The organism is Collinsella sp. MSK.8.10, from assembly GCF_019041915.1.
Lineage (GTDB): Bacteria > Actinomycetota > Coriobacteriia > Coriobacteriales > Coriobacteriaceae > Collinsella.
Genome location: NZ_JAHPYF010000007.1, coordinates 1 through 23,122 on the forward strand (window position 1 = coordinate 1; position 23,122 = coordinate 23,122).

A 23,122-nucleotide genomic window follows, 5' to 3' on the forward strand; every position below is an offset into this window, starting at 1 on the left:
GGGTCACCGCGCGGTCCGCATCTGATGGTGTCGACGTCAATGGTATACGGGTGCATCATCGACGTCTTCAATACAGAAGATATCAGTGCGGAATGTTCCGGAGAGAAGTCCCCGTCCCGCCCCCGGATTCCCTGCGTTTACGGCCTTGAGGCCGGCGGGCGGAGAAGGATGTGGTCGATAGGGATACGTGTCCCCTTCGCTGTTTCGCGCTTTGCGCGAAAGGCGCGTTGCTTTGGGATGGGTGGGGGACGTGGTTGCTTTGGCAACTGATCTCCGCCACAAATTACCCTTGGCATACTTGCGCGAGAACCTGCTCGTGCTACACTTGCAATTGCTGTTTCAGGGCGGGGTGGAATTCCCCACTGGCGGTAAATCGGGCGGTGTCAAAGGGACGCCGTGGCGCAGGCGAGGTGTCTGCGACCGAGCCGATGAGTCCGCGACCCGTGCGTGTGTTGGTTCGCATGCCGGCTGAACTGGTGAGATCCCAGTACCAACGGTTAGAGTCCGGATGAAAGAGGCAGGTGATCTTATGTCTGAACAGTCGCAGCATATCCATTTTGAGAACACGAATAGGTGGAGCACCAAACAGCTCGTTACCATGGCGTTGATGTGCGCCTTGGGCGCCCTGTTTATGTACGTGCAGCTGCCTATCCTTCCTTCGGCGCCGTTTTTGACGTATGACCCGTCGCTGGTACCGGCGATGGTGTGCGGGTTTGCGTATGGTCCTGGCGCCGGCACTGCTGTTGCCGCTATGGCTATCGTTATCCATGCGCTCACCACGGGTGACTGGGTCGGCGCGCTTATGAACCTGGTTGCCACGCTGGGCTACATTCTGCCTGCGGCTATCGTCTATCAGAAGATGCATACCTATAAGGGTGCCGTGATTGGCCTGGTGCTCGGCGTTATTGCCGCTACGGCGTTGTCTATGGTCGCAAACCTTACCATTGGCGTATGGTTCTGGTATGGCTCGGTCGATGTGATCGCCCCGCTCATGATTCCTGCCGTGCTGCCGTTCAACCTTATCAAGACCGTGCTTAACTCGGTGTTGACACTGGCGGTGTATAAAGCGGTCTCCAACCTCATCACGCCTAAAAAGGACCAGGTCAAAGGCCGCGCATGATTGAGTGTCGGGGCGTTTCCTTTAGCTATGACGGTGCCGTACCGGCGCTCGACGGCGTCGATCTGAATATCGAGGACGGCGAGTTTTTCTGCATCCTCGGTGGCAATGGGTCGGGCAAGTCGACGTTTGCCAAGCATCTGAATGCGCTGTTGCAGCCCGATGCGGGCACGGTACGCATCAACGGCATGGATGCGTCCGACCCCGAGCTGGTCTACGACATTCGTTCGACCGCGGGCATGGTATTCCAGAATCCCGACGACCAGCTGGTGGCAACGCTTGTCGAAGATGACGTTGCGTTTGGTCCCGAAAACCTTGGCGTGCCATCGGCGCAAATTGCGCAGCGCGTACGCGAGGCGCTGAAGGGTGTGGGCCTGGTGGGCTTTGAGCGCCACGAGACCCATGCGCTTTCGGGCGGCCAAAAGCAGCGCGTGGCGCTTGCCGGCGTGCTCGCCATGGAACCGCGCGTGCTCATATTGGACGAGGCTTCCTCGATGCTCGATCCGCGTGGACGCAAGGGCCTCATGAAGGCTTGCCGCGCGTTGCACGCTCGCGGCATGACCATCGTGATGATTACGCACTTTATGGAGGAGGCTGCCGAGGCCGATCGTGTCGCCGTGTTTCAGACGGGACGAGTTGCCATGCTGGGCACGCCCGATGAGATTCTGACGCGGGCGAATGAACTCGTTCAGCTCAACCTTGACATGCCAGAGTCGTGCCGTTTGGGCATGGCACTTCGTGCGGAGGGCGTGCCCGTTTGCGCGCAGGTACGTGAGGCGGATATGGTCGCCGAGATTGCGCAGGCTTATGCCGAGCGAAGTGGGGCAGGCATCGCGGGGCAGTCTTCCGTATCCCAGTCGGAAATCGCTGACGGCACTGTTCCGGTAGACAACGAGGGCAACGCGTCGGAGCCCGTCATCGAGCTATCCCATGTTTCGTACAGTTATTCGCTCAGTCCGCGCGAGCGCCGCCGCTGGCATAAGCGCTCGGCCACTGCGGGCAAATCGAGCAAACAGGCTCTCTGGGGAAACGACCCAAGCAGCCCGTGGGCGCTGCGCGATGTATCGCTGACGGTGCGTCGCGGCGAGTTCCTGGGCTTGGCAGGTCATACCGGTTCGGGTAAGTCGACGCTGGTCCAGCATCTCAACGGTTTGATTCGCCCCCAGGAGGGATCCGTTCGCGCGCTGGGGCTCGATCTGTCAAACAAGAAAGACGCCGCCGCGGTTAAGGCCAAGGTCGGCGTGGTGTTTCAATATCCTGAGCGTCAGCTGTTTGCCGAAACCGTGGCGCAGGACGTGGCGTTTGGTCCGCATAACCTTGGCTTGCCGCAAGATGAAGTCGACCGTCGTGTCGAGTCATCGCTCTCACGCGTGGGCCTCGACCTTTCCACGGTCGGCGACAAGAGTCCCTTTGAGCTTTCGGGCGGTCAGCAACGGCGTGTGGCATTCGCCGGCGTGCTCGCCATGGAGCCCGAAGTTCTGGTGCTCGATGAGCCCATGGCGGGGCTCGATCCGGCGGCGCGCAGGGATTTCCTTGAGCTTATCGATCGACTTCACCGCGATGGCCTGACCGTTGTCATGGTTTCGCATAGTATGGATGACCTGGCCAATTGCTGCGACCGTATTGTCGTGATGAACGAGGGCGCGGTGTTTGCCGAGGGCACGCCCGCTCAGGTTTTTGCGCATGCCGATGAGCTTAAATCAATCGGCTTGGGCGTTCCCGCCGCCCAGCGTATGGCGCTGGCGCTTACGGAGGCGGGCGTGCCGCTGCGCTTTGACGGCCTCTATACGGTTGAGTCGCTGACAGACGAGTTGGTGGACCTGCTAATCGGTTGCTCGGGCGGTCCTTCTAACGTCGCGGACATTGCTAAATTCAAGACGGTCGCGCGAGAGAAGGGCTGCTAATGGAGGCGTTTTCGTTTGGCAGCTACTATCCCGGCGATAGTGCGATCCACCGCCTGGACCCGCGAACTAAGTTGCTCTTGGGCTTTGTGTTTCTGATCACGACGCTGACCGTCGGCGGCTTCCGCGGACTGGCCCCTGTCGCAATGTTTGTCGTGCTGATCTATGCCGTGTCTCGGGTGCCGGTTCGTCGCGTTCTGTCGTCGATGGCGCCGCTGCTGGCAATCGTCGTCGTGGTCGCGGTGCTCAACTTGTTTACCGACCAGAGCGGGCGCATTCTGTGGCAGCTCGGCTTTTTGCAGATAAGCGAGGGCTCGCTGCATTCCGCCGCCTTTATGGCGTGCCGCCTGACCTTGATGATGGCCGGTATGAGCGCTATCACGCTCACCACGCCGACGCTCGACCTCACCGCGGGCTTTGAGCGCCTGCTCGCACCGTTTGCGCGTGTGGGACTTCCTGCGCACGAGCTCGGCATGATCATGGGTATCGCGTTGCGCTTTATGCCGCAGTTTGCCACCGAGATGAAGCAGACGGCGGACGCGCAGGCGAGCCGCGGTGCGCGCGTGACGGGGGGCCCGCTCGGCGGCGTGCGTATGCTCGGCAGTGTGGCGATTCCGCTGTTCACCGGCGTGTTCCGCCATGCCGAGACGCTGTCTGCTGCCATGGATGCACGCTGCTATCACGGCGAGCAGGGCCGCACGCGCCTGCATGCGCTTGCATTTGGCCGCGGCGATGCGTTGGCGGCGGTGGTGACGGCGTTGCTGCTCATCTGCGTCATCGTCATCAATCTTCAACTTGTTTAGGCGCGATTCGAGCGCAAGAAAGGGGTCCCTATGACCGACAACGACCGCACGGCTCAGCTTGAGCGCGCCTGTTCGTATCTCAGGCGCATTCCGGCGTGGTATCTGGCCACGACCGATGTGGCCGACGGGCATCAGCCTCGCGTGAGGCCGTTTTCGTTTGCCATGGTCGATGACGGTAAGTTGTGGTTTTGCACGTCGCGCGACAAGGATGTGTGGGCGGAGCTGAGCGCGAATCCCAAGTTTGAGCTCTCGGGCTGGAAGCCGGGGGAATGTTGGATCGTATTGACCGGCGAAGCCGCGCTTGAGGACGACGCAGTTGCGAGCGACAAGGTGCGTCAAGCGGGTTTTAAGCACATGGTGGGCATTGGCGAGGAACACGAGAGTGCCAACGACGGCCGCCTTGCTTTCTTTTCGGTCCGCAACATTGCTGCGCGCTTCTGTGATATCGACGGCAGCGAGGAGCGCCTGGAGCTCTAGCTCGCACAAACCAGGTTCCCAAACTAGCTAGTACAGGAGGAAACGTGGACGGATTGAATACGGTTTTGGAGTATCTGACGTCGGTGCCGGCGTGGTATCTGGCGACGAGCGTGGATGGGCAGCCGCATGTGCGTCCGTTCTCGTTTGCTCAGATTCAGGACGGTAAGCTGTGGTTTGTGACGGCGCGCACCAAAGACGTGTGGCAAGAGCTGCTGCAAAATCAGCGCTTTGAGGCCACGAGTTGGTGGCCGGGCCATGGCTGGCTCATCTTGCGCGGGCGTGCCGGCTTGGATGACCGGGCTTTAGACGAAATGCGCGAAGCCGGGTGGAAGCATCTAGAGCACCTGGGCGAGCACTATGAGGGGCCTAACGACCCCACGCTCGTCTTCTTTAGCGTCGAGGATCCCGAGGCTTTTATCTGCAATCACGACGAATGGGTGCCGGTCGAGCTCTAGCCAGCTGGCGCATCCTAACAACTTGGTTTTCGCATGGGCGGGCCCCGTATTGCCCGGCGCCGTTAGGAGCGCCGGTCAATACGGGGCCCGCTCCATTTGTCAATTCCTTCAAGCGAATGTGTCGGGAATGTTTCAATGCATGAATATGCAAGCCATTTACGTATTCATGCATCTTTTGGTGCTAAAGTTTCAACCCACTTCATAACGACCGCTGCGAAATGCGCATCGGTGCATAAATCGCAGACAAGGAGTCTGATATGTCTTTGAAGGTTGGAATCGTCGGCGCGGCTGGATATGCCGGAGCCGAGCTCATTCGCCTCGTGCTCGGCCATCCCGAGTTTGAACTTGTTGCCATTACGTCCAACGCCGATGCCGGCCAGCCGCTGTCCGCGGTGTATCCGAGCTTTGCTGGCGTGAGCGATCTGGTTTTCACCACGCATGACGCCCCCGAGCTCAAGAGCTGCGATGCGGTTTTTCTTGCCGTGCCGCACACGGCTGCCATGGCACAGGTGCCCGCGCTGCTTGCATCGGGCGTCTCCTGCTTTGATCTTTCGGCCGACTACCGTCTGAACGACGCGTCCGTCTTTGAGGCATGGTATGCCGCCGAGCACACGAGTCCCGAGCTGCTCAAGACGCGTGCTTTCGGCCTGCCCGAGCTGTTCTGCCAGGACTTGGAGACCGCTGCTTCCAGCCATGCCGCTGGCAGGCCCGTGTTGGTCGCCTGCGCCGGCTGCTATCCCACCGCAACGAGCCTCGCTGCCGCGCCTGCCGTGCGCGCCGACTGGGTTGCCCAGAGCGGCCCCGTAATCGTCGATGCCATTAGCGGCGTGACGGGTGCCGGTAAGTCCTGCAACGCCCGCACCCACTTTTGCAGCGCGGACGAGAACCTGGAAGCCTATGGCGTGGGTAAACATCGTCATACGCCCGAGATTGAGCAAATCCTTGGCTTAACCGATCGCGTCGTCTTTACCCCGCATCTGGCACCGCTCAAGCGCGGCCTGCTCTCCACGGTGACGATGCCGCTTACGCCGCAGGCTATCGATACCTTGACCCTTGAGGACGTTGTCGACTATTACAAGCAGTTCTACGCTGGACGCACCTTTGTGCGTGCGCTCGACGCCGGCCAGCAGCCCAAGACGGCTTCGGTCGTCGGAACCAACGCCGCCCAGATTGGCCTTGCGCTCAACAAGCGCGCGGGCGTGCTGGTGGCGACGGGCGCCATCGACAATCTGTGCAAGGGCGCTGCGGGCCAAGCGGTCCAGTGTGCCAATATCGTCTTTGGCTTTGACGAGCGACGAGGCTTGCCCACAGTGGCGTGCCCGGTGTAGCACATTCGATTGTTAACGATTTGGTAGTCGGGCATCGAGTGGGGCGCCACTCTTAAGCTGGTCTCATGATCACGACTGGCATGGCGCACCAACCGATGTCCGTTTTTTGTTTGACATAAGGAGCCATAAAGACGATGAATACTGAGCTGTTTGATATCAAGATTCGCGCCGTCGAGGGCGGCGTTACGGCTGCGGCTGGTTTTAAGGCTGCAGGCATCCACGCTGGGTTCCGCAAGAACCCAGAGCGTCTGGATTACGCGCTTGTCGTGCCCGATAAACCCTGCCCCGGTGCCGGCGTGTTTACCACCAATCGCTTTTGTGCGGCGCCCGTGCAGGTGAGCCGTGCCAACCTGGGCGGTGCCGACAAGGGCTACGGTATCATCGCCGGCGTTTCGGTCAACTCTGGCAATGCCAACGCCGCCACGGGTGAGACCGGCCTTGCATGCGCGCGCGAGACGTGCAGCATCGCATCGCAGGTCATCGGCTGCGAGCCCCAGCAGATTCTGGTTGCCTCCACGGGTGTGATTGGCCAGATTCTGCCGATCGACACGTTTGAGACCGCCATTCCTGCTGCCTACGAGGCGCTCTCCGCCCACGGTGGCGCCGATGCCGCTCGCGCCATCATGACGACCGACACGCACTCCAAGGAGTACGCCGTGGCCTACGTCAGCGAGGCTGCGGGTCATGCGGGCAATGTCTATACGGTAGGTGGAATGTGCAAGGGCTCGGGCATGATCATGCCCAACATGGCCACCATGATCGCAGTTATCACCACCGATGCCCCCGTCGAGCCTGCGGCACTTCATACCCTGCTGCTCTCGACCGTCAAGCAGACCTTTAACAAGGTAACGGTCGATTCCGACACCTCAACCAACGACACCTGCATCATGCTTGCCTCCGGCGCCGCTGCCGCAGATGTCGAGCCTATCGTCGAGGGCTCCGATGCCTTTGACGAGTTGGCATTTGCTGTGCACGAGGTGTGCGAGAGCCTGGCGCGCAATATCGCCGCCGATGGTGAGGGCGCATCCAAGCTTGTTACGGTCAACGTTACCGGCGCCGTGAACGACGAGGAAGCCGATATCGCCGCCCGTGCCGTTGCCAACTCGCCGCTCGTTAAGACCTGCATCGCCGGCCACGACTGCAACTGGGGTCGCGTTGCTATGGCACTCGGCAAGTGCGGCGTGAAGTTTAATCAGGAAGACGTTTCCATCGACATGATGGGCATGCCTGTCTGTCGCGATGGTCTGACTGTTCCCTTTGACGAGGACGAGGCTCTACGACGTTTCGAGGCGCCAGAGATCGTGATCTCGGCCGACCTGGGCGCAGGCGACGCGGCAACGACCGTGTGGACCTGCGACCTCACGCATGAGTACATCTCCATCAACGGTGACTACCGTTCCTAGATTCCGGGCACGCTGCGCATCTTGCCGCGATTGCGGACAGCGGAGCACGGCGCGATAACGATATGAAAGACGAGGCAGATTATGAAATTCGCACGCGATTGTCGTTCGAGCGAATCCAACGAAGCAACCGCGCAGCTGCTGTTCGAAGCGCTGCCGTGGATTAAGAACCTGACCGGCAAGACGGTTGTTATCAAATATGGCGGAGCCGCCATGGTCGATGAGCAGCTGCGCCGCGACGTGATGAGCGACATCGTTTTGCTCAAGATCATCGGTATGCGCCCCGTCATCGTGCACGGCGGCGGCAAGGCTATCAACGAGGCGCTGAGCCATTACGATATTCCCGTCGAGTTTAAGAACGGCCAGCGCGTGACCACGCCGGCGACTATGGATATCGTGCGCGAGGTGTTGGGCGGCAAGGTCAACCAGGAGCTGGTTGCTGCCATCAACCACCACGGCAACCTGGCCGTGGGCGTGTCGGGCAGCGATGCCGGCACGCTCATCGCCGAGCCGCTCGACCCCGAGCTCGGTCGCGTGGGCAAAGTGACGCACGTCAACACCGACTATATCGAGCGCTTACTCGACAGCGAGTACATCCCCGTCATCGCAACCGTCGCGGCGGGGGAGGACGGCGGTTTCTTCAACATCAACGCCGATACCGCCGCCGGTGCCGTTGCTGCGGCGCTCCACGCGCATAAGGCGATCTTTTTGACCGATGTCGATGGCCTGTACAAGGACTTTAGCGACAAGGACTCGCTTATCTCCAACCTAACGCTCGACGAGGTTAACGAGATGCTCTACGGCGGCGAGGTCGATAAGGGCATGATTCCCAAACTGCGCGCGGCCGTCGATGCGCTTGCCGGCGGCGTATTTCGTGCTCACATCATCAACGGCACCACGCCGCATTCGCTGCTGCTGGAGCTGCTGACCGATGCCGGCGTCGGTACCGTGATCCATTCCACCGAGACGGCTTACGAGTTCGATACGCATCCGCATCCGCTTTCGACGTTTGCTGCGCGTCTGACCGAGAACCTCGACGAGGTCGAGAAGCTTCAGACGGTCTAGCTGACCCGCAGCCGCCCCATTCCTGCACCCATAGGTCTGCGCCGTCCGGCGCTCAACGAAAGGCATCCCATGTCACTTGCAGCTCAGCAATCGCTTGAATCCCATTACGTTATGCATACCTTTGGCCGCTCTCCGGTCGAGTTTGTCGAGGGTCACGGCATGAAGCTCACCGGCGACGATGGCCGTGAGTACCTCGACTTTCTTGCCGGCATCGGCGTGTGCAGCCTAGGTCATGGCAACCTGGCTGTGCTCTCGGCGCTCGAGGCACAGACCAAAAAGCTCATGCATGTCTCCAATTACTTCTACATCGAGCAGCGTGGACAGGTCGCGGCGCTGCTGTCCAAGCTTGCTAACGACGACGTAGATGGTGCGCGCGTGCTTGCCGATGCCATTGCCGCCGGCGATGAGACCACGGCAGCTGCTCTTGGTGCCCCGGCTGCGGGCGAGCAGGTGTGGGAGACGTTCTTTGCTAACTCCGGCGCCGAGGCCAACGAGGGCTCGATGAAGCTCGCGCGCCTGTACGCCAAGCGTGCCGGTAACGGCGGTAACACCATCGTGTGCATGCGCGGCGGTTTTCACGGCCGTACGCTCGAGACCATTGCCGCCACCATGCAGGATTGGCTGCAGGATAGTTTCCGTCCGCTGCCGGGTGGCTTTGTGGCCTGCACGCCCAACAATGTCGATGAGCTGCGTGCGATCTTTAAGCAGCTGGGCAGTGATATTTGCGCCGTGATGCTCGAGCCGATCCAAGGTGAGAGTGGCGTGCACCCCATGACCGAGGAGTTTATGGCGGCAGCGCGCGACCTGGCACACGAAGTGGGCGCCGTGCTTATCGCCGACGAGGTTCAGTGCGGCATCTTCCGCTCCGGCAAGCCATTTGCGTTCCAAACCTATGGCGTGGAGCCCGACATCATGAGCCTTGCCAAGGGCATTGCCGACGGCGTGCCCATGGGTGCCGTCGTGGCAAAGAAGGAGATTGCTGACGTGTTTAAGCCGGGCGACCACGGCTCGACCTTTGGCGGTAGCTGCCTGGCCATCACGGCGTGTGCCGCGACGCTCTCCGCGCTCGTGCGCGGCGATTATGCCGACCATGCTGCCAAGGTGGGTGCCTATATGGAGCAGGCGCTGGCTAAACTTCCGCATGTGGTAGAGGTGCGTGGCCGTGGCCTGATGCTCGGCTGCGATTTGGATGATGCCGCGGGCGACGCGCATGATATTGTTGCCCGCGCGCTGGCCGCCGGTGCCGTGATTAACGCTACGGGTGCTCATACGCTGCGTTTCTTGCCGCCGCTCGTCTGCGAGGAAGCCGACGTGGACAGTCTGATCGAGATCCTGTCGGGTGTCTTGGTCTAACGCGGCGCAATAACTCAATTTGGACCGGGTTCCGGACTGCGAGCGTGCCCTATGTGGCATGATTCAGCGGTCTGGAGCCCGTTTTGCCTTAGATTTGCTAAGGCAGGGAGACCCGCTGGTCAAAAAACATTAAATATGAGTACTGCTACCGATTTGGTAGCAGCAATTTTGGACTAATAAGGCCAGATAGCAAGTCGAAATGGCGATGAATGCACGATTGTGATCTAACTGTTAGTCCTTATAATGGACATATGTTGCGTAACTTACGCAAACGCTATCTTTTTATATGTTGCAAGCAAAGTAGCAGTACTCATTTTTGCCATTATTTGGCCACGGCCTTTGTGACAGACGTGCTGGCGGGTTCGAATCCCATGAAATGGGCCCAAACAAAAACGGTCCCCTTTCGAGGACCGTTTCCAATTCAGTGGTGGGCGATGAGGGATGTCGCGTGCAGCTTCGCCGCCCGCTCTCGCTTCGGGCCTACGGCCCTCGCGTGCTGCGCTGGAAAACGCTTGCGCGTTTCCTCAGCTCCGCACCCTGTCGGGTTCGAATCCCTCTGCGATGGGCCCAGAAAAGAAAGGCTCCCATTGCTGGGAGCCTAACAATTCAGTGGTGGGCGATGAGGGATTCGAACCCCCAGCCTTGTGCGTGTAAAGCACCTGCGCTAACCGTTGCGCCAATCGCCCGTGCGGAGAGAGTATAGCAAAACAATTGCCTCATTCATCTCATATCCATTAAAGGTAACTGGCGCGTGTCGGCGCGGAGCTGATTCAGTTGAGATTGCCTGAACATTCCGCCCCTCTTTACGCCCTCGGGTATACTCAAAAGCTACTGATTCGATTTGACGCCCAGCAACAGCAGAGGGGATAGTATATGTGCGGTTTTGTCGGTTTTGTCGGTGGGACGGATAACCAATCCGAGGTGCTCACCAAGATGATGGACCGCATCGTCCATCGCGGTCCCGACATGGGCGGTCAGTTTATCGACGGCCGCGTTGCCCTGGGCTTCCGCCGCCTGTCGATCCTCGACCTGACCGAGGCCGGCGCTCAACCCATGGCCAATGAGGACGGCAGCGTCGTCATTGTCTTCAACGGCGAGATTTACAACTTCCAAGAACTCCGTTCCGAGCTCGAGGCCAAGGGCTACAAGTTCCACTGCGGCGCCGACACCGAGAGCCTCCTGCACGGCTACGAGGAGTGGGGCGAGGCCGTCCTCGATCGCCTGCGCGGTATGTACGCCTTCGTCATCTGGGACAAAAAGAAGAACAAGCTTTTTGGCGCCCGCGACATCTTTGGCATCAAGCCGCTCTACTACTATCCCATGGCCGATGCGGGCGACGGCGCTCCGGGCGTGCTCTTTGGTTCCGAGATCAAGAGCTTCCTGGACTACCCGCACTTCCACAAGGCGGTCAACAAAAAGGCTCTGCGTCCGTACATGACGCTGCAGTATTCGGCGACTGAGGAGACCTTCTTCGAGGGTGTCTACAAGCTGCCGCCGGCGCACTACTTTACCGTCGATATCCCGACCGGCAAGATGAACATCGAGCGCTACTGGGATTGCGATTACTCTGCCGTCGAGAAGCCGTTCGAAGAGTATGTCGATGAGCTGGACGAGGTCGTGCACGAGAGTGTCGAGGCCCATCGCATCGCCGACGTCAAGGTCGCGTCGTTCCTCTCCGGTGGCGTCGACTCCAGCTACATCGCCGCTTGCCTCATGCCCGACAAGACCTTCTCGGTGGGCTTTGACTACAAGAACTTCAACGAGACCAACTACGCCAAGGAACTTTCCGATAAGCTCGGCGTCGAGAACGTTCGCAAGATGATTACCGCCGACGAGTTCTTCGGTGCGCTCGAGGACATCCAGTATCACATGGACGAGCCGCAGTCCAACCTGTCTTCCGTGCCGCTGTGGTTCTTGGCCGAGATGGCCCGCAAGGACGTTACCGTCGTGCTTTCGGGCGAAGGCGCCGACGAGCTCTTTGGCGGCTACGCCTACTACGAGGACACGGTCCCGGTGCGCAAGTACAAAAAGATGGTGCCGCTGCCCATCCGTCGCGCGCTCGGTAACCTGGCGCTGCATATGCCGTACTTCAAGGGACATAACTTCCTGGTCAAGGGTGCCGAGATCCCCGAGAAGTCGTTCCTGGGACAGGCTCTGGTATGGCCGGAGCGCGAGGTCGACGGCGTGCTCAAGCCCGAGTACAACACCGGCGACGGCGCCTTTGAGCTTGCCGCTCCCATCTATGCGCGCGTGAAGGGTCAGCCCGAGCTGGTCAAGAAGCAGTACCTGGACATGAACATGTGGCTCCCGGGCGACATTCTGCTCAAGGCCGACAAGATGTGCATGGCACACTCACTGGAGCTGCGCGTGCCCTTCCTGGACCGCAAAGTCATGGAGTTCGCCGAGCACATTCCCGACCGCTACCGCATCAACGAGAACGGCAACAAACAGGTACTCCGCCACGCTGCCAACAAGTCGCTGCCCGATGAGTGGGCCACCCGTCCCAAGGTGGGCTTCCCGGTGCCGATTGTCTACTGGCTGCGCGAGCAAAAGTGGTACGACTATGTCAAGGAGTACTTCACCGCGCCGTGGGCAAGCGAGTTCTTCAATACCGACGAGCTCATGCACCTGCTCGATCTGCACTTTGCGGGCAAGGGCGATTTCCAGCGCAAGATCTATACGCCGCTCGTGTTCCTAGTGTGGTACAAGCGCTTCTTTATCGACGAGGGCCAGCCTTCTGTTCAGGCTGCCTAGTCTCGGCCTACGAATGCCTGCGCGTAACGGCTCCTCCGGGAGCCGTTTTTGCGTGGGTGCGTTTCAGTTACTATAAAACCGTCCCTGCCAAATGGCTGAGAAAGGTGAAAGATGCACCATTCGGATTCCGCGACCGTGACCACGGTCGATACGCTTGCCAAGCTTCTCGATGTGTGCGGCGAGCTGCGCGCATCAGAGCAGGTTGACGAGCGTGCCGTGACCGGCTGCTCGTTTGATTCGCGCGCGGTCTCGGCAGGTGACGTATTCTTTTGCAAAGGTGCTGCCTTTAAGCCCGCGTTTTTGAGCATGGCGCTCGATGCGGGCGCCGTCGCATTTGTGTGCGAGGAGTCGCTGGTCGAGTCTCTGGAGCCGCTGGCGAAGGAGAGCGGTGCTGCGATGCTGGTTGTTGATAGTGTTCGCACGGCCATGGCCCTGTTGCCGCCGGAGGTCTACGACCGTCCCGACCACGACGTCAAGATCGTGGGCATCACCGGCACCAAGGGAAAGACCACGGCCGCTTTTATGCTCCAGTCCATCATCAAAGCGGCGGGCGAGTCCTGCGGCATGATCGGCTCGGTGAGTACCGACGATGGCATCGAGTGCTACGAGAGCACCAATACTACGCCCGAGGCCCCCGAGGTCTGGCGCCATATCGCCAACTGCCGCATGTCCGGTCGCCAGTCCATGGTCATGGAGGTCTCGAGCCAGGCGCTCAAGTACCAACGCGTCGAGAATCTGCCGTTTGACGTGGCGTGCTTCCTCAACATCGGCCGCGACCACATCTCGCCGATCGAGCACCCGACCTTCGAGGATTATTTTGAGAGCAAACTCAGGATCTTTGACCAGGCAAAGACCGCCGTGGTGAATCTGGGCACCGATGAGGTTGACCGTGTGCTAGAGGCAGCGTCGACGGCCGAGCGCTTGGTGACCGTTGGCGTCGAGCATCCCGAGGCAAGCCTGTGGGCGAGCGATGTCCGCATGCTCGGCTTTAACATCGAGTTCAACTTGCACGGCATGAGCGCCGACGAGTCCGAGGCGGGGGAGAAGATCCTGCTGGGTATCGCGGGAGACTTTAACGTGGAGAACGCGCTGGTCGCTATCGCCGCCGCGCGCGAGATCGGCATCGGTATCGAGGCCATCAAGAAGGGCCTCTCCAAACTGCGTGTGCCGGGCCGTATGGAGGTCGTGGAGTCGAAGGACGGCCGCGTGATCTGCGTCGTTGACTATGCGCATAACCAGCTTTCGTTCCGTTCGCTTTTCTCGTCGGTCAAGCGCGCGTTTCCCGCTAGTCCAGTCATTGCGGTGTTTGGCGCTGCCGGCGGCAAGGCGCAGGAGCGCCGCGAGCAGCTTCCGCGCGAGGCCGCACCATATTCCGACCTGATGATCTTTACGAACGAGGATCCAGCTCACGAGGACCCGATGAAGGTCTGTCGCGAGCTTGCCGAGCATGTTCCCGACGATACGCCGAACAAGATCATCCTCGATCGCGAAGCCGCTGTGCATGCGGCGTTCAAGGCGGCGCGCGAGGAGTACGTCAACCCCGATGCTCCCACCATTGTCTTGCTGCTGGCAAAGGGTGACGAGGAGCTCATGCACGTGGGCGACGAGTTCGTGCCCATCGAGAGCGACCTTTCGCTGGCCAATCGCCTGATCGATGTTACCCAGTTGACTAATGAACCATGATGGCGGCGGCGCCCTGAGTGCGCTGTCGCCATAAGCGTGTTCCCTCAATCAAAACATGCCGTCCAAGTCCAAACCCTTCTACGTAAACGGAGTAACCATGTCCCACAATACCCTGCCGACCGTCGCTGAGCTTTCGGGCGAGATGCGCGAGCGCTTGGCCAAGGTCAAATACGTCTTTACCGACCTGGATGCCACGATGCTTGCACCTGGCTCGTGCGTGCTGCGCGACAACGACGGCAACCCCTCGACCAAACTCGTCGAGGCCGTCGTGGCGCTCGCTCGTGCTGGCATTCAGGTGGTTCCCACCTCGGGCCGCAACCGTACCATGATCCACGAGGACGCGCGCGTGCTCGGTCTCAACTCCTACATCGGCGAGATGGGCGGCCTGGTCATGTACGACCTCAAAGCCAACGATTGGGAGTATCTGACCGGCGACATGCCCTACGACTCCTCTTGCGGCCTCACGCCGCACCAGGTGATCGAGCAGACCGGCGTGTGCGAGAAGATCCTCGCCCGCTGGCCGCACAAGATCGAGTATCACAACGACATGTCGACCGGCTACAAATACCGTGAGGTCACCGTCGGCATGCGCGGCGATGTGCCCGACGATGAGGTCCAGGCCATCCTGGACGAGGCCGGCTGCGGTCTGATCTGGGCTTGCAACGGCCATCTGACTCACCTGTCCAAGCCGACGACGCTCGAGCTCGATCGCGTCGAGGACGGTCGCGCCTTCAATATCAATCCGGCGGGTCTCAACAAAGGCGTCGCCATTGCGCGCTTCTGCGAGCACCTGGGGATCGAGCGCGAGGAGACGTTGGCGCTCGGCGATTCCGAGTCCGACTTCTACATGGCCGATCACGTGGGCACGTTCTGCCTGGTCGAGAATGGCCTGACGAGCGCCGGCGCGCCCGAGTTCCTGGCTGCTTGCGAGAACGCTTTCGTTACGCGCGGCAAAATTGTCGACGGTTGGGCGGCGACGGCAGAGCTGCTGGTCGCGGCGCGTTCGTAGCGCGGCGTCGCCGCACTTGGACACGTCTTTTCGAGAGAGACTGGTGAGGTAATGTCCGATATCGAGAATCCGGCAGGCGACACGCGCCCGATTGGCGTGTTCGATTCTGGTTTGGGCGGTCTGACGGTTGCGCGCGCGATTGCGACGGCGCTGCCGCACGAGTCCGTCTACTACTTTGGCGACACCAAGCGCTGCCCCTACGGCACCCGTACCGAGGATGAGGTGCGCTCGTTTGCGTTGCAGGCGGGTCGTTGGCTTTCGAAGCACGACGTCAAGATTATGGTCATCGCCTGCAACACGGCGACCGCTGCGGCCTTGCGTCTGGCCCAGCAGGTGCTCGACGTTCCCGTGATCGGCGTGATCGCGCCGGGTGCCCGTGCGGCAATCAACGGCACCCGCTCGCGTCGCGTGGGCGTGCTCGCCACCAACCTCACCATTCGCTCGGGCGCCTACACGCGCGCCATTCAGGACCTGGATGCCGGTGTCGATGTATACGGCTGTCCTGCCTCGAGCTTTGTCGAGGTTGTCGAACACGAACTCGCCTCGGGTGCACATCTGCAGGAACAGTGGCTTGAGAACGAGGACATCTTCGATACGCCTGCCGTACGTGCGCTGGTGGGTGCCACGGTTGAGCCGCTGCGCGACCACGGTATCGATACCGTGGTGCTCGGCTGTACGCATTTCCCGCTGTTGGTGGGACCTATCCGCCATGCGCTGGGGCCTGGGGTGCGCGTCGTGAGTTCCGCCGAGGAGACCACGCGCGAGCTGACTGATATTCTCACGCGCCGCGAGCAGCTGGCGGGCGACGCCGCCGAGCCGCAGCATCGTTTTGCCACGACGGCCGATAACATCGCCGAGTTTGCGGTGGCGGGCAGCTTTATCTTTGGTCAGCCGCTCAAGAGCATCGAACATATCGATATCGATGAGCTGAAATAGATGTAAAGCAGCCGCCAAAGCCTTCGCCACATCTTTTGCCGAAAGGAAATTTCTATGGAGTACATGCAGGTCAACCGCGCCAACGGTCGCGCCGCCAACGAGTTGCGCCCCGTTAAGCTCACCCGTGGCGTCATGAAGCACGCCCACGGCTCGTGTTTGGCCGAGTTCGGTGACACGCGTGTGCTGTGCGCCGCCACTATCGAGGAGGGCGTACCGGGCTGGCGAAAGGGGGCTAAGGCCGGCTGGGTGACCGCGGAATACGCCATGCTGCCGGCGTCGACCGGTAAGCGCTGCAAGCGCGAGCACGCCAACCGCAAGGGTCGCTCCATGGAGATCGAGCGCCTCATTGGCCGCAGCCTGCGTACCGTCGTCAACATGAAGGCGCTCGGCGAGTACACCGTCACCGTCGACTGCGATGTGATTCAGGCCGATGGCGGCACGCGTACAGCGAGCATCACCGGCGCCTGGGTGGCGCTGCACGACGCCCTCGCCATGTGGGTCGAGGCGGGCAAGATCGAGCGCATCCCGCTTATCGGCCAGGTGGCTGCCATCTCCATGGGCGTTGTCGACGGCAATACGCTGCTTGACCTCGATTATTCCGAGGACAGCCATGCCGAGGTCGACATGAACCTCGTCGCCACCGACACCGGCGAGATGATCGAGCTCCAGGGCACCGGCGAGCAGGCGCCCTTTGACCGCAAACGCCTCAACGCCCTGCTCGACCTGGGCGACAAGGGAATCGCCGAGCTCATCGAGCTTCAGCGCCAAGCCATCGCCTAACCTGCCAAAAGGGACAGGTTTATTTTGGTAGGTTTTATCTGCTGAAATGCTGCGTTGAAAGGTCCGATCGCCTGAGAGGGGAGAGGTCAAGTGCCCAAACGCCCCTCACGCGGCTTGCTATAGAGACAAGGAGGCCAGTCATGGCACTTGAGAAGATTGACATCGACACCCTCGACCCGGCGGCGACCATCGTCGTGGCAACGGGCAACGCCCATAAGCTCACCGAGATCGAGGCCATTTTGGGCAAGGTCATGCCCGAGGTGCGCTTTGTGGCGCTCGGCCAGCTGGGTGATTTTGAGGATCCCGAGGAAAACGGCACGACGTTTTTGGAGAACGCCATCATCAAGGCCCAAGCCGCGGTTGAGGAGACGGGCCTTATGGCCATTGCCGACGATTCGGGCTTGGTCGTCGACGCGCTGGACGGTGAGCCCGGTGTGTATAGCGCGCGCTATGCGGGCGTGCACGGCGACGATGCCGCCAACAACGCCAAGCTTCTCGTTAACCTGGAAGGCGTGGCAGATGAGGACCGCACCGCGCGCTTTATGAGCGTCGTCGCGCTCATCGACACGGACGGTCTGGTTACCTATGGCGAGGGCGCCTGCGAGGGCGTTATCGCGCACGAGGGCCGCGGCGACCATGGTTTTGGCTATGACCCGCTGTTCCTGCCGGTCGACACGCCGGGCAAGACCATGGCCGAGCTGACGGCTGACGAGAAGAACGCCATCAGCCATCGTTTCCACGCGCTCGAGCATCTGTCCGCCAAGCTGACGGGCGAGGAGTAGGCCATGCGTGCGGTGGTGCAGCGCGTGCTCAACGCCGGCGTGACGGTCGACGGCGAGTGCGTGGGCCGCATTGGACGCGGCTACCTGGTGCTGCTGGGTGTGGGCCATGGCGATACGCGTGCCGAGGCCGACAAGCTGTGGGGCAAGCTCCGCGGGCTGCGTATCAACGAGGACGAGAACGGCAAGACCAATCTGGCACTTGCCGATGTCGACGGCGAGGTGCTCGTGGTGTCGCAGTTCACGCTGTTCGCCGACTGCCGCCACGGTCGCCGTCCGTCGTTTACGGATGCCGGCGCGCCCGATGTTGCCAACGAGCTCTACGAGTACTTCCTGACGCTCGTTCGCCAAGATGTCGAACACGTGGCGCACGGCATTTTTGGCGCCGATATGAAAGTCGACTTGGTCAACGACGGCCCATTCACCATCGTCTTGGACACCGACAACCTTTAGGTTACGCGGTTTTACCAAACCGCGTAACAACTGGTCATGCGAGGTTGTCGTCTGGTACGTATTTGGGACGGGGCTTATTTAGCTACTTGCGTATGGCCACAACAGGGTGCTATAGTATTAGAGTTTTGTCTATCTTAGGGGTATTATCCCCTTTTTGAATTGCACCTTCTGGAGGCCCTGTTCATGGAAGAGATGGAAGTCAATCACGTCGACGACATCCACGAGAAGCTGACCGATATGGTGGGCGATCGCGTCAAGGTTAAGGCCAACATGGGCCGTACCCGCGTCGTCGAGCGCATGGGCACCATCAAGAGCGTCCACCCGGCCGTCTTCATTGTCGAGGTCGACGAGCGTCGTGGCCGCAAGTCGCGTCAGTCCTACCAGTATATCGATGTGCTCACCGGTCAGGTCGAGCTGTTCGACCCCGAGAGCGGCGAGCACGTCTTTACCCCGCTCGGCAATCAGCTCGAGGAGCATTAACGGTGACCGATCGGTCCCTGACTCTTTCCGCGCCGGCAAAGATTAACCTCTACCTGGGGGTTCATACCGAGCGCGATGACCGCGGCTACCACAGGGTCGATTCCCTGATGGCGGCCGTCGGTCTTTCCGATACCGTGACGGTCACGCCGGCGCAGGCGCTGACCGTCCAGACGGTTCCGGCATCAGATTTTCTCATGCAAAAGAATACGGCGTATCGGGCTGCGGTTGCTATGGCCGAGCATTATGGTCGCGAGGCAAACATCTGCGTGACGATTGAGAAGCGCATTCCATTGTGCGCCGGCTTGGGCGGCCCCTCGACGGATGCGGCCGCGGTCATTGTCGCCTTGGCGGAGCTCTGGGGCATTGATCGCACCGACCCAGCGCTCGACGATATTGCGCGGGGCATTGGTGCCGACGTCCCGTTCTTTTTGCATGCGAGCCCTGCGTTTTACGTAGGTGGGGGAGACGTGCTGGCAACTGAGTACCCCGCGCTGCTCGCGACGCCCGTCGTACTGGTTAAGCCGCGCGAGGCAAGCGTTTCGACAATTGAAGCCTATCGACGTTTTGACGAGGCTCCGGTGCCTGCGGACAAGCCCGGCGCGATAGCTTCTGCATTGCGTGCTGGTGATGCCGAGACGGCATATGTGCTCATCCATAACAACCTAGGTGTCATTTCCGCACAGATGGAGCCGCAGATTCAAACGGTTCTCGATTGGCTGCGTAAACAGGACGGCACCGTTGCTGTAGATGTGTGCGGATCGGGCGCCTGTTCGTTTGCCATTTGTGGCACCGCCGCCACGGCCGAAAGGCTTGCCGATGCTGCCCAGCAAAATGGCTGGTGGGCCTGCGCGACTGAGCTTATTCCCAACACGGTTCAAATCGACGCTTCAAAGAAATAAAAATTTCTCTAGCACGCGGCGAAAATCTTTGTTACTATAGTCGAGCTAACGGGTTGTGGCTCAGTTTGGTAGAGCACTGCGTTCGGGACGCAGGGGTCGCTGGTTCAAATCCAGTCAACCCGACCAGAGCATGAGGAGGGACCGCTTCTTGCGGTCCCTTTTTTTAGCTATTGTTGTGATACCGCGACACCCGCGGTATACTCATTCGAGCTTGTCTCGCTGTATTGTGGAGGTCTACATGTTTGGACTGAGGGCTCCTGAGCTCATCATTATTCTCGTTGTTGTCCTGATTATCTTCGGGCCCAAGAACCTGCCGAAGCTCGGCAAGTCCCTCGGCTCTACCGTCAAGAATATCCGCGAGGGTATGGAGGGCGACGATAAGGGCGAAACCAAGCAGGCCGAGGACGTTGTGGTCGAGGAGTCCAAGGAGGACAAGGAGATCGCAGAGCTCGAGGCCAAGCTCGCTGCTGCCAAGCAAAAGAAGGCAGAGGACAGCGACGCGGACGCAGAGTAGTCCCATCCCTTTGGGGTGAGCACCTGACCGGCTTGCCCGCAGGCTAGCCGGTCTTTTTCGTTTTGTTGACAGTTGATCGTTACATCATAGTTGGGGAGATATCCGTATGGACGCAAGCCAGATCGTACTGACCGCTGAGGGCCGCCAGAAGCTCGTCGAGGAGCTCGCTTGGCGTGAGGGCGATTACGCCAAGGAGATCGTCGAGGACATCAAGGAAGCCCGCGCGTTCGGCGACCTTTCGGAGAACTCCGAGTACGACGCTGCCAAGGACAAGCAGGCCCAGAATGCTGCTCGCATTGCCGAGATTCAGGCCATCCTCGCCAACGCTCAGGTTGCCGCCACCACGGGCGATCTGACCGTCTCCATCGGTTCCACCGTTTCTCTGATCGATCCCAACGGTGAGGTCATGGAAGTCACGCTCGTCGGTACCACCGAGACCAACTCGCTCGAGCACAAGATTTCCAACGAGTCTCCGGTCGGCCACGCCATCATTGGTCACGGCGAGGGCGACTCCGTCGAGGTCGTTACGCCTTCCGGCAAGACCCGCATCTACACCATCGCCAAGATCGCACGCTAGACCACGGTCCCGCGTAAAGGTATGTTTTCGCTCCCTGGGACCGAATCCTGGGGAGCGTTTTAGTTTGAGGAGCTAACTATGGCAGAAAACCAGAACGCAGCCGATCAGGCATCGACGCTCAACGACGAGCGCGCCACCCGCCTGGCCAAGCGTGCCTCTCTGTTCGAGGCGGGCCAGAACCCGTACCCCGAGCACTCCGAGATTGAGGACTACGTCGTCGACATCGAGACTAAGTACGCCGAGCTCGCCGATGGCGAGGACACCGAGGACATCGTGAAGATCGGCGGCCGTGTGGTCGCCAAGCGCGGTCAGGGCAAGATTATGTTCATCGTCGTGCGCGACGCGACCGGCGAGATCCAGCTGTTCTGCCGCATCAACGATATGGACGAGGCCGCTTGGAACACGCTCAAGGCACTCGACCTGGGCGATATCCTGGGCGTGACCGGCGTAGTCGTGCGCACCAAGCGTGGCCAGCTTTCCGTTGCCCCCAAGAGCGCGACGCTGCTCTCCAAGGCTGTTCGCCCGCTGCCCGAGAAGTTCCACGGTCTCTCCGACAAGGAGACCCGCTATCGTCAGCGCTATGTCGACCTGATCGCCAACGACGACGTTCGCGAGACCTTCCGCAAACGCTCGCAGATCCTCTCCACGTTCCGCCGCTTTATGGAGTCCGACGGCTACATGGAGGTCGAGACCCCTATCCTGCAGACCATCCAGGGCGGAGCAACTGCCAAGCCGTTCATCACGCACTTCAACGCGCTCGATCAGGAGTGCTACCTGCGTATCGCCACCGAGCTGCACCTCAAGCGCTGCATCGTCGGTGGTTTTGAGCGCGTGTTCGAGATCGGCCGCATCTTCCGTAACGAGGGCATGGACCTTACCCACAACCCCGAGTTCACCACGATGGAGGCCTACCGTGCCTTCTCCGACCTCGAGGGCATGAAGGCGCTCGCCCAGGGTGTCATTAAGGCGGCTAACAAGGCCATCGGCAACCCCGAGGTCATCGAGTACCAGGGCCAGACCATCGACCTTTCTGGTGAGTGGGCCAGCCGTCCCATGACCGATATCGTCTCTGACGTGCTCGGCAAGCAGGTCACCATCGACACGCCGGTTGAGGAGCTTGCTGCCGCCGCACGCGAGAAGGGCCTGGAGATCAAGCCCGAGTGGACCGCCGGCAAGATCATCGCCGAGATCTATGACGAGCTGGGCGAGGACACCATCGTCAACCCCACCTTCGTGTGCGATTACCCCATCGAGGTTAGCCCGCTTGCCAAGCGCTTTGAGGATGACCCGCGCCTGACCCATCGCTTTGAGCTGGTCATCGCCGGCCACGAGTACGCGAACGCGTTCTCCGAGCTCAACGACCCGGTCGACCAGGCCGAGCGCTTCGCTGCCCAGATGGCCGAGAAGGCCGGCGGCGACGACGAGGCCATGGAGTACGACGAGGATTACGTGCGCGCCCTCGAGTACGGTATGCCTCCTGCGGGCGGCATCGGCATCGGTATCGACCGCGTGGTCATGCTGCTCACCAACCAGGCTTCCATCCGTGACGTGCTACTGTTCCCGCACATGAAGCCCGAGAAGGGTTTTCAGTCCGGTGCCGCCGCTGCCAAGGCTGCCGAGGCCGGCAACACCGCGAGCCCCTTCGTCAAGCCGCTCAAGCCCACGCTCGACTACTCCAAGATTGCCGTTGAGCCGCTGTTTGAGGAGTTCGTCGACTTTGATACCTTCTCCAAGAGCGACTTCCGCGCCGTGAAGGTCAAGGCATGCGAGGCCGTCAAGAAGTCCAAGAAGCTGCTGAACTTCACGCTCGACGACGGCACCGGCACCGATCGCACCATCCTCTCCGGTATTCACGATTATTACGAGCCCGAGGACCTGGTCGGCAAGACCCTGCTCGCCATCACCAACCTGCCTCCGCGCAAGATGATGGGCATCCCCAGCTGCGGCATGCTCATCAGCGCCATCCACGAGGAGGAGGGCGAGGAGCGCCTCAACCTGATCCAGCTCGACGCTTCCATCCCTGCCGGCGCAAAGATGTACTAGGGGGTTACGCGGGTTTACCAACCCGCGTAACCAGTTGACGCTGCAAGCCCGCCAGAGCGGCAATCTGCCTTTCAACTTCGGCGGCATGACCAGAAGGTCAATGCCGCCTCGTTTCAAGGCACCTTGCTCACTCTGGCGGGCTTTCGCTGTCGTTGCCAAAACATTGGCGTTGCCTTGGCCGTCAGGCTGGACGCGGCTCGCTGTCCGTCCTCTACCTGCGGCGTTGCCTTGGTTGGAATGCGGCCCGCTCGCTGGTGTTGCCAAAACATCGATGTAGTCATTGGGGACGTTCTTAAACGACTACCCAACGGCTATT

General features: G+C 60.6%; 21 protein-coding genes, 2 tRNA genes and 1 riboswitch. Of the genes, 22 read left to right on the forward strand and 1 reads right to left on the reverse strand.

The window, feature by feature from the left end; translation table 11 throughout:
• Positions 1 to 331 precede the first annotated feature (331 nt).
• Positions 332 to 524: riboswitch (FMN riboswitch) on the forward strand.
• 5 nt (positions 525 to 529) lie between these two features.
• The 9 genes from KTF55_RS07885 (at position 530) to KTF55_RS07925 (ending at position 9,899) form a co-directional block, all read left to right on the forward strand.
• Positions 530 to 1,120 carry an ECF transporter S component gene (locus KTF55_RS07885; RefSeq protein WP_055252299.1) on the forward strand — a complete coding sequence of 197 codons (591 nt, stop codon included), beginning with the start codon at positions 530 to 532 and terminating at the stop codon, positions 1,118 to 1,120.
• Entirely contained in the window at positions 1,117 to 3,021 is a 1,905-nt protein-coding gene (locus KTF55_RS07890) for an energy-coupling factor transporter ATPase (protein ID WP_148331919.1), read from the forward strand. The genes KTF55_RS07885 and KTF55_RS07890 overlap by 4 nt, the downstream gene beginning before the upstream one ends.
• Positions 3,021 to 3,821: an energy-coupling factor transporter transmembrane protein EcfT gene (locus KTF55_RS07895; RefSeq protein WP_148331918.1), complete on the forward strand. Its 801-nt coding sequence runs from the start codon at positions 3,021 to 3,023 to the stop codon at positions 3,819 to 3,821. Before KTF55_RS07890 ends, KTF55_RS07895 begins: the two co-directional genes overlap by 1 nt.
• Positions 3,822 to 3,851: 30 nt before the next feature.
• A complete protein-coding gene (locus KTF55_RS07900) occupies positions 3,852 to 4,298 on the forward strand; it encodes a pyridoxamine 5'-phosphate oxidase family protein (RefSeq protein ID WP_117648255.1) in 447 nt (148 codons plus the stop codon).
• A 44-nt stretch (positions 4,299 to 4,342) separates the two neighbouring features.
• A complete protein-coding gene (locus tag KTF55_RS07905) occupies positions 4,343 to 4,753 on the forward strand; it encodes a pyridoxamine 5'-phosphate oxidase family protein (RefSeq protein WP_117745769.1) in 411 nt (136 codons plus the stop codon).
• A gap of 257 nt (positions 4,754 to 5,010) precedes the next feature.
• Entirely contained in the window at positions 5,011 to 6,081 is a 1,071-nt protein-coding gene (argC, locus tag KTF55_RS07910; protein ID WP_217108272.1) for an N-acetyl-gamma-glutamyl-phosphate reductase, read from the forward strand.
• A gap of 134 nt (positions 6,082 to 6,215) precedes the next feature.
• Positions 6,216 to 7,484 (forward strand): bifunctional glutamate N-acetyltransferase/amino-acid acetyltransferase ArgJ, encoded by a 1,269-nt coding sequence (argJ, locus tag KTF55_RS07915; protein WP_217108273.1) that lies wholly within the window; start codon positions 6,216 to 6,218, stop codon positions 7,482 to 7,484.
• 81 nt (positions 7,485 to 7,565) lie between these two features.
• Positions 7,566 to 8,546 (forward strand): acetylglutamate kinase, encoded by a 981-nt coding sequence (gene argB / locus KTF55_RS07920; protein WP_117583122.1) that lies wholly within the window; start codon positions 7,566 to 7,568, stop codon positions 8,544 to 8,546.
• 69 nt (positions 8,547 to 8,615) lie between these two features.
• A complete protein-coding gene (locus tag KTF55_RS07925) occupies positions 8,616 to 9,899 on the forward strand; it encodes an aspartate aminotransferase family protein (RefSeq protein WP_217108274.1) in 1,284 nt (427 codons plus the stop codon).
• A 610-nt stretch (positions 9,900 to 10,509) separates the two neighbouring features.
• Here the strand turns inward: KTF55_RS07925 and KTF55_RS07930 are convergent.
• Positions 10,510 to 10,585: transfer RNA gene (locus tag KTF55_RS07930), tRNA-Val, on the reverse strand.
• Positions 10,586 to 10,772: 187 nt separating this feature from the next.
• Between KTF55_RS07930 and asnB the strand changes: the two genes are divergently transcribed.
• The 13 genes from asnB to lysS all read left to right on the forward strand — a co-directional run bounded on the left by asnB (position 10,773) and on the right by lysS (position 22,806).
• Positions 10,773 to 12,653, forward strand: a complete 1,881-nt coding sequence (asnB, locus tag KTF55_RS07935; RefSeq protein WP_161115110.1) for an asparagine synthase (glutamine-hydrolyzing) — start codon at positions 10,773 to 10,775, stop codon at positions 12,651 to 12,653.
• A 111-nt stretch (positions 12,654 to 12,764) separates the two neighbouring features.
• On the forward strand, positions 12,765 to 14,336 hold the full coding sequence (locus tag KTF55_RS07940; RefSeq protein WP_217108275.1) for a Mur ligase family protein: 1,572 nt from the start codon (positions 12,765 to 12,767) through the stop codon (positions 14,334 to 14,336).
• Positions 14,337 to 14,433: 97 nt separating this feature from the next.
• Positions 14,434 to 15,345 carry an HAD family hydrolase gene (locus KTF55_RS07945; protein ID WP_055309432.1) on the forward strand — a complete coding sequence of 304 codons (912 nt, stop codon included), beginning with the start codon at positions 14,434 to 14,436 and terminating at the stop codon, positions 15,343 to 15,345.
• Between the two features lie 51 nt (positions 15,346 to 15,396).
• On the forward strand, positions 15,397 to 16,281 hold the full coding sequence (gene murI, locus KTF55_RS07950; RefSeq protein WP_217108276.1) for a glutamate racemase: 885 nt from the start codon (positions 15,397 to 15,399) through the stop codon (positions 16,279 to 16,281).
• Between the two features lie 54 nt (positions 16,282 to 16,335).
• Positions 16,336 to 17,061 (forward strand): ribonuclease PH, encoded by a 726-nt coding sequence (rph, locus tag KTF55_RS07955; protein WP_195232425.1) that lies wholly within the window; start codon positions 16,336 to 16,338, stop codon positions 17,059 to 17,061.
• 140 nt (positions 17,062 to 17,201) lie between these two features.
• Complete coding sequence (gene rdgB, locus KTF55_RS07960; protein ID WP_022094898.1) at positions 17,202 to 17,843, forward strand: RdgB/HAM1 family non-canonical purine NTP pyrophosphatase; 642 nt, start codon at positions 17,202 to 17,204, stop codon at positions 17,841 to 17,843.
• A gap of 3 nt (positions 17,844 to 17,846) precedes the next feature.
• Positions 17,847 to 18,293, forward strand: a complete 447-nt coding sequence (dtd, locus tag KTF55_RS07965; protein ID WP_055286755.1) for a D-aminoacyl-tRNA deacylase — start codon at positions 17,847 to 17,849, stop codon at positions 18,291 to 18,293.
• Between the two features lie 183 nt (positions 18,294 to 18,476).
• Positions 18,477 to 18,773 (forward strand): Veg family protein, encoded by a 297-nt coding sequence (locus KTF55_RS07970; protein ID WP_217108277.1) that lies wholly within the window; start codon positions 18,477 to 18,479, stop codon positions 18,771 to 18,773.
• 2 nt (positions 18,774 to 18,775) lie between these two features.
• A complete protein-coding gene (gene ispE / locus KTF55_RS07975; protein ID WP_226790680.1) occupies positions 18,776 to 19,672 on the forward strand; it encodes a 4-(cytidine 5'-diphospho)-2-C-methyl-D-erythritol kinase in 897 nt (298 codons plus the stop codon).
• 49 nt (positions 19,673 to 19,721) lie between these two features.
• A tRNA-Pro gene (locus KTF55_RS07980) sits at positions 19,722 to 19,798 on the forward strand.
• A gap of 112 nt (positions 19,799 to 19,910) precedes the next feature.
• Positions 19,911 to 20,186, forward strand: a complete 276-nt coding sequence (tatA, locus tag KTF55_RS07985) for a twin-arginine translocase TatA/TatE family subunit (RefSeq protein ID WP_152073393.1) — start codon at positions 19,911 to 19,913, stop codon at positions 20,184 to 20,186.
• A 106-nt stretch (positions 20,187 to 20,292) separates the two neighbouring features.
• Positions 20,293 to 20,763, forward strand: coding sequence for a transcription elongation factor GreA (gene greA / locus KTF55_RS07990; RefSeq protein ID WP_117655963.1), 471 nt, complete (start codon positions 20,293 to 20,295; stop codon positions 20,761 to 20,763).
• 78 nt (positions 20,764 to 20,841) lie between these two features.
• The gene (lysS, locus tag KTF55_RS07995) at positions 20,842 to 22,806 is read left to right on the forward strand and encodes a lysine--tRNA ligase (RefSeq protein ID WP_217108278.1); all 1,965 of its coding nucleotides are present in this window, start codon (positions 20,842 to 20,844) and stop codon (positions 22,804 to 22,806) included.
• The last annotated feature ends 316 nt before the right edge of the window (positions 22,807 to 23,122 follow it).